This is a genomic window from uncultured Alloprevotella sp., from assembly GCF_963536905.1.
Taxonomy (GTDB): domain Bacteria; phylum Bacteroidota; class Bacteroidia; order Bacteroidales; family Bacteroidaceae; genus Alloprevotella.
The window spans coordinates 1-7685 of the sequence record NZ_CAUTBW010000074.1; the positions used below are offsets into that span (position 1 = coordinate 1).

Sequence of the window (7685 nt, forward strand, 5' to 3'; positions counted from 1 at the left end):
ATAGTATCGCCAACATAAACTTTTATATCGAGTCCTTTATGATAACGACGAAATGACGACCGATAGCCTACTCTACTTGTAATACGTCGGCTGTCGGTCGGCATTGCAAAATTGCGTAAATCAATACGATATGTTTCTGGAATCTGATCTTGGCTATAACAATGAGTGCGCGTGGTATTCCAACTAGAGTAAAGGTCGCCCGAAGGTCTTTCTACGTTCTCGCGCTGAATCAGTCGATTGAGTGCTAGAGAATCAACCGAGCGTACTTTTCTATCGACAGGAGCTTGCATAGATATCATATCTTGCGCGGTAGCTGAAAGCGTACATCCTAAGAGAAAAACACCTAAGCCAAATTTTCGAAGTGCTGAAAAATTCATTCGTTCGTGTTACAATTAAGGAAGCCAAAAGCTTCTTATTATTATACGTATCGGTCACAAAGTTACGACTTTGTAGCATACTGACAATAAGTATGCTCAAAAAATTAGTTAAATCAATTGTGTCTAGATAGCAAATAACAAGTTAAATCAGTATATATAAAAATCTTTCGTAAGTTGTTGATACTGTTCTGATCTTTCTCCTTTTTCGTCCATCAAGAGTAAAGTATCTTCCGTGAAGACACTTTCAACTTTTGATAAAGCACACAACAAACGTTTAGGTGCCTTAAAAGGACGAGTGACTACTCGAGTCAAACGATTAAGGACAAAACCTCGAACAATAGCTTCCACCATAAAACGCTCGCGAGCTACTGTAGGAATGATAACATATAAGCGTCCTGTGTCACATAAGAGTCGAGATACTTGTTGTAATAAAGTCGCAAAACTCAATCCTACAGTATGACGCGCGCTGGCTCGTGCAGCATCAGGAGGAAGGAGATCTTCTTCAAAAAAAGGAGGATTAACCAATATGGTATCAAAGCCTTTAGAATCTTGAAAATTGGAAATATCTTCGCATACAATACTTATGCGGGAAGCCCAAGGCGACCTTACTGCATTCTCCTTTGCTTGCAATGCTGCCTCTCTCTCGATCTCAACACCATACACATATGCTTGAGAACGCTGAGCTGCCATGATGGAGATAAGTCCGGACCCACAACCAATATCAAGAATTCTGTTAGACTTAGAAACATCGGCCCAAGCCCCGAGAAGTACTCCATCTGTTCCCACTTTCATCGCACAGCGATCGTGGTATATTTTAAATTGTTTGAATTCAAAGAAATTTGTCATACCCTCATAAACTTAAAAGTACTAAAAATAGTATGAAAAGCCGACATTCTTTTATTGCTTTTTGGTGTTTCGAGGCGTTTAAGCTATCTTTGCTCTCCATTTTGGGACTTTTTATTTTTATTTTCCCAGTTTCGAAAGATTTATCATGAACGAAAAAGATATTTCCGCTAATCCATTCTCCCTCATTGCTGATTTCGAGGGAGATATTGCGCAGTTGTTTGCAACACCTTTTGATGAAATTCTACCTATCTTGCCACTGCGTAACTTGATGCTTTTTCCTGGTGTAGTTGCTCCTGTTACTGTCGGACGAGAATCATCTCTTCGCCTCATCGAGCAAGCCGAAAAAAAAGGTACAGTCATTGCTGTTGGCTGCCAACGTGATGCTAGTGTTGAAACACCCCATGTATCAGATCTCTACCCCATTGCTGTCGTAGCAAAGGTTATGCGTGTTATCGAACTCCCCAATGGCAACAAGTCTGCAATCTTACAGAGCTTTGGTCGTATTCGCTTGGGAGAGGAGACTCGCCAAAAGCCCTTTCTTCGTGCACACGTTGAAAAACTAAAAGACATCTTACCAAGTAAGGACGATAAAGAATACGAAGCGTTGGCTGATGCTTGCAAAGATACTACTATTCGCTTTATTCATATTTCTGAATCTTATCCTGAAGAAGCTGCTTTCGCCATTAGAAATATTGGCCACCCTATATTTCTTCTCAATTTTATATGCACAAATTTACCCTTTGAATTAGATGAGAAAGCAGAACTCTTAAGCGAGAATGATCAATGTCAACGAGGCTATAAGTTACTCTCCATATTGAATCGTGAACTTCAGTTTGCAATTCTCAAACAAAATATTCAAAATCAAACGCGTGAGGAGCTAGATAAGCAGCAGCGCGATTATTTTCTCCAACAACAGATTAAGAATATTCAGAGCGAACTGGGTGATGAGCAAAATGAAGATGTGACAGAACTAATAAATAAGGCCAGTCTTATTGAGTTGCCATCGAAAGTACGAGAGGTCTTTGATAAAGAACTAAAGAAACTACAACGTATTCCTCCTCAAAGCCCAGATTATAATATAGAACTCAACTATGCACAAACACTAGTGAGTCTGCCGTGGGGGAGAAAAACTGATGATAATCTCAATATAAAAAATGCAGAAAAAGTTTTAAATCACAATCACTATGGAATGGAGAAAGTCAAAGAACGCATATTGGAGCATTTGGCTGTTTTAAAGTTCCGTAACGATATGAAAGCTCCTATCCTGTGTCTTTATGGCCCTCCAGGAGTTGGTAAAACTTCGTTAGGCAAATCTATTGCTGACGCGTTAGGTCGACAATATGTACGCATCAGCTTGGGAGGTGTACACGATGAAGCAGAAATCCGTGGACATCGTAGAACATATATAGGTGCTATGCCTGGACGTATTATAAAAAGCATACAAAAAGCAACTACAGACAATCCTGTATTTATCCTTGATGAAATTGATAAGGTCAGTGAGCGCAATTTTAATGGTGATCCGCAAAGTGCTTTACTTGAAGTTCTCGATCCTGAGCAGAATAAAGCCTTCCATGATAATTTCTTGGATGTAGATTATGACCTTTCCAATATTTTCTTTATAGCCACAGCGAACTCTCTCCAAAACATCCCCACTCCTTTACTCGATCGTATGGAAATTATAGAGGTGGAAGGATATCTAACTGAGGAGAAGATTCAGATTGCTAAACGCCACTTAATTCCGAAAATAGAAAAAGAATTAAAAATAAATGCAGACTCTCAACTGAAGGTAAAATTTAAGCCTAAAGCCTTTGAATTTCTCATTGAGAATTATACTAGAGAAAGTGGTGTGCGTCAACTTGAGAAACAATTAGATAAAATTTATCGCAAGATGGCCTATCGCACTGAATTAGAGGAGTCTAACAAATTTAAGAGTACAGGAATTGATGCTACCAAGATAGAAGAGTTACTAGGTAAACCACTATTCAACCGCGATAAATATCAAGGAAATAAATACGCAGGTGTTGTTACAGGCTTGGCGTGGACAAGTGTAGGTGGAGAAATCCTATTTATAGAAACAAGTATAAGCCGCTCCAAAGCTCCCAAACTTACATTGACAGGAAACTTGGGTGATGTAATGAAAGAAAGTGCTGTTTTAGCACTAGAATACATTAAAGCTCATGCAGAAAAGCTCAAACTGAATAGTAACATCTTTGACCATTGGAGCATTCACGTACACGTACCAGAAGGAGCAACACCTAAGGATGGTCCTTCTGCTGGTATCACAATCGCCACGTCTTTAGCTTCCGCTCTGACCCAACGAAAAGTACGCGCTAATACAGCTATGACGGGTGAGATTACTTTGCGTGGCCGTGTTCTTCCTGTTGGTGGAATTAAAGAAAAGATTCTTGCTGCTAAGCGGGCTGGTATTAAAGATATCATCATGAGCGTGGAAAATACAAAAGATATTGAGGATATTAATCAGAAATATATTGATGGATTGACATTCCACTTTGTTGAGAATGTCTTTGAAGTACTTGACATTGCTCTTCTCAAAGAAAAAGTAGACAACGCTATCAACCTTGATATAAAAGAAGATAATGATCATCACTGATAAGCGAGCTGGAAGATTCTTTACTCTCCAACATACCGATACCAACTCTGCAGCTAGAGCTGGAAGCATTGAAACAGACCACGGAACTATTGAAACCCCGATTTTTATGCCTGTCGGAACGGTAGGTAGCGTTAAAGCTGTACACTTGCGGGAGATAAAGGATGACATCAATGCACAAATCATTTTAGGGAATACTTATCATCTCTATTTGCGCCCAGGACTCGAAGTCTTAGAAGCAGCAGGAGGATTGCATAAGTTTAATGGGTTTGACCGCCCTATACTTACAGACAGCGGAGGCTTTCAAGTCTTTTCGCTTACAGGAATCCGAAAGCTCACTGAGGATGGCTGCGAATTCCGCTCTCATATTGACGGTTCAAAACATTTCTTCTCTCCTGAGCGAGTTATGGATATAGAGCGAACAATAGGTGCAGACATCATAATGGCCTTCGATGAATGCCCGCCAGGAACAGCGGACTATGCTTATGCACAAAATAGCTTAACGCTCACGCATAATTGGTTGGAACGTTGTGTTACTCAATTTAATAGTACTCTCCCTAAGTACGGTTATCATCAGGCACTCTTCCCTATTGTCCAGGGTTGTATTTATAAAGATCTGCGACAAGAAAGTGCGCGTTTTGTAACAGACTTAGATGCAGAGGGGTATGCTATCGGTGGACTTGCCGTGGGCGAACCCACGGATGTGATGTATGAAATGATTGAAGTTGTCAATGATATCTTACCACAAGCAAAACCACGCTACTTGATGGGTGTTGGAACTCCCGTCAATATATTGGAAGGTATCGAACGCGGTGTAGATATGTTCGACTGCGTGATGCCGACGCGCAATGGTCGCAACGCGATGCTCTTCACTTCAGAAGGTATTATGAATATGCGCAATGCTAAATGGGCAAAAGACTTCTCACCTGTTGATCCCAATGGTACAAGCTTTGTCGACTCAGCTTATACTAAAGCATATCTCCATCATTTGTACAAAGCTAAAGAGTTGCTTGCCATGCAGATTGGTAGCATTCACAATTTGGCCTTCTATCTCTGGCTTGTGCGAGAAGCTCGCAAGCATATTCTTGCAAATGACTTCTCAACATGGAAAAAGATGATGGTTGAGAAAGTAAGCCGTCGCTTATAATTTTATATAAGATGAAGAAGATAACATTTCCACACTTCAAATGGGGAAGACATAGCAAAGGAGAGAACTCCAAAAGGAAGTCCTCTTCTCACAAGGAGATATTTGGCAATTTGCTGATAAAGATGGGATTTCTACGCATCGATAGATATATCATGTGGCAATTTCTCTCCACCTATATTTTCTTGATAGCCATCATTATTACCATTGCAGTTATCTTCGACTACAATGAAAAGATTGATAAGATTTCTTCAAGCCATGCAAGTTGGAATAAAATAATCTTCGACTATTATGCCAATTTCATCCCCTACTTCTCCAATCTTTTCAGCCCACTATTTGTCTTCATTGCTGTTATATTCTTTACAACAAAGCTAGCAGGCAACTCTGAAATAATAGCTATGAAATCTACGGGTATGAGCTTCAAACGCCTGCTGCGCCCCTATATGATTTCTGCCACTCTCATTGCAGCTACCACTTTCTTTTTGGGAGCCTACATTATTCCAAGAGGTAATATTGCGCGTGTGAACTTTGAGAACCATTACATCAAAAAGAAAGATGTCACAAGTATCGACAACATTCAAATGCAAGTAGATACAGGAGTTTTTGCCTATATTACGCATTTTGATAATCAGACAAAAAGCGGTTATGGCTTCTCACTAGATAAAATTTCTGGTAAAAAACTCGTATCTCGCCTCACAGCACAAACCATTGAATACGATACGCTGGCGGATAAACGGTATAGTTGGACACTACGAATGTACGAAAAACGCACACTACGCGGTATGCGCGAAAAAGTGGAACGAGGAGATAAATTAGATAGCATCATCATGATGGAGCCTCGCGACTTTTTCTTCGTCCGCAATCAGCAGGAAACCATGACCTTGCCTGAACTAAGCGAGTTTATCGACAAACAAAAGTTACGCGGTGCTGCTGGCATCAGTACCTTTGAGGTAGAATATCACAAACGATTTGCCATGCCTTTTGCTGCTTTTATCCTTACATTGATAGGAGTCTCTCTTTCCACAGAGAAGAGGAAGAATGGTATGGGAACAAGTATCGGTGTAGGGCTAGCTCTTAGCTTTGGATACATCCTTTTCCAAACAGTGAGTGCAACCTTTGCCATTAATGCAAATATGTCGCCTATGTTAAGTGTATGGATGCCCAATATTATTTTTGCCATCATAGCGTTTGTTCTATACAAACGTACTCCACAATAAATTATGACTATATGAAAGAACGTGAAGACATATATTTTGAGGATCTAGCCCTCTCGGATGACGTGCTAGATGCCCTCTACGACATGAGGTTTGAAAAATGTACTCCTGTTCAAGCTCGTTGTATTCCAACAATTTTGGAGGGTAAAGATATCATTGGGATAGCACAAACAGGTACAGGTAAGACTGCCGCCTATTTGCTACCTATTTTAACACTCTTGAGAAGAGAGCCCCACCCCACTGAAGCTATTAACTGTCTTATAATGGCTCCCACACGAGAATTAGCACAACAAATTGATCAAGCCTTGCAGGGATTTGGGTACTATGTTAGTGTAAACGGTATTGCCGTTTATGGTGGCAATGACGGAGTGCGCTTTGAACAAGAAAAGCGTAGTCTCAAACAGGGTGCAGATATTGTCATCGCCACACCTGGACGCCTTCTCACTCATCTTGACTTAGGAAATATTGACTTGAGTCGCACAACTTACCTCATCTTAGATGAGGCAGACCGTATGTTGGATATGGGTTTCTCTGAAGATATTCTAAAAATTGTGGAGCAGTTGCCTGAAAAACGCCAAACCATCCTTTTCTCTGCAACGATGCCAGATACTATCGACAAATTTGCTCGTAGCATTATGCACAATCCTGTGGAAATCAGACTTGCTGTTAGTAAGCCTGCAGAGAAAATCCAACAGAGCATTTATGTATGTAGGGAAACAGATAAAAATATAATTATACGTCATCTCTTCAAGCAGCATAAACCTGAACGCGTTATTATCTTTTGTTCATCCAAACAAAAAGTAAAAGAACTCAACATACTTCTAAAACGTGCTCACTTTAATTGCGAAGCAATGCATTCTGACTTGCTTCAACAGCAACGCGATGAAGTGATGTTAAACTTTAAGGCAGGTCGAACTGACATACTCGTTGCAACAGATATTGTAGCACGCGGCATTGACATCAATGACATACAAATGGTTATTAACTATGATGCCCCGCGCGATGCTGAGGACTACGTTCATCGCATTGGCCGAACCGCCCGTGCAGGCCGCAACGGTATAGCTGTAACACTTGTGGGAGAAAAAGATCTCTATGCTCTCCATAATATTGAAAAATTACTGGCGGAAAAATTACCACGAACTCCCCTACCAGAAGGACTTAAGGAGCCAGAGGTACAAACAAGAAAAAATCGTAATGAGCATAGGAGACATGGAAACCAACGAACCAATACCACCCCAAAAAACACACAAGGACATCAGCAGGTACGACGCCGTAAAAAGATCGCCAATGCAGCAAACAAACCTGTCCAATAAGAAATTTTATAAAAGGAAGAGTCTATAATCATTGAAAGAACAAACAGGTAACGTATCATATCTATTATTTAAAACGATACCCGTCCTCGAGAATACAATACTTGTATTTGGAAATAGAATACTCGGATTTTTCTATACAATAAAGAAAGCCGACAAGAGCAAAAGAACTCATGTCGACAGATC

The 7685-nt window shown here is 40.4% G+C and carries 5 protein-coding genes and 1 pseudogene; 4 read left to right on the forward strand and 2 right to left on the reverse strand.

Going from position 1 to position 7685, the window contains the following annotated elements; translation table 11 throughout:
• A pseudogene (locus ABLA33_RS09705) lies at nt 1–377 on the reverse strand (peptidase M23); the annotation flags it as partial.
• Nucleotides 378–524: 147 nt separating this feature from the next.
• Nucleotides 525–1223, reverse strand: coding sequence for a methyltransferase (locus ABLA33_RS09710; protein ID WP_347720150.1), 699 nt, complete (start codon nt 1221–1223; stop codon nt 525–527).
• A gap of 145 nt (nt 1224–1368) precedes the next feature.
• Between ABLA33_RS09710 and lon the strand changes: the two genes are divergently transcribed.
• The 4 genes from lon (at nt 1369) to ABLA33_RS09730 (ending at nt 7502) form a co-directional block, all read left to right on the forward strand.
• Nucleotides 1369–3834 (forward strand): endopeptidase La, encoded by a 2466-nt coding sequence (lon, locus tag ABLA33_RS09715; RefSeq protein WP_347720151.1) that lies wholly within the window; start codon nt 1369–1371, stop codon nt 3832–3834.
• Nucleotides 3821–4978: a tRNA guanosine(34) transglycosylase Tgt gene (gene tgt, locus ABLA33_RS09720; protein ID WP_311491293.1), complete on the forward strand. Its 1158-nt coding sequence runs from the start codon at nt 3821–3823 to the stop codon at nt 4976–4978. Before lon ends, tgt begins: the two co-directional genes overlap by 14 nt.
• 122 nt (nt 4979–5100) lie before the next feature.
• On the forward strand, nt 5101–6192 hold the full coding sequence (locus ABLA33_RS09725; protein WP_311491298.1) for an LptF/LptG family permease: 1092 nt from the start codon (nt 5101–5103) through the stop codon (nt 6190–6192).
• An 11-nt stretch (nt 6193–6203) separates the two neighbouring features.
• The gene (locus tag ABLA33_RS09730) at nt 6204–7502 is read left to right on the forward strand and encodes a DEAD/DEAH box helicase (protein ID WP_347720152.1); all 1299 of its coding nucleotides are present in this window, start codon (nt 6204–6206) and stop codon (nt 7500–7502) included.
• Nucleotides 7503–7685: the final 183 nt, after the last annotated feature.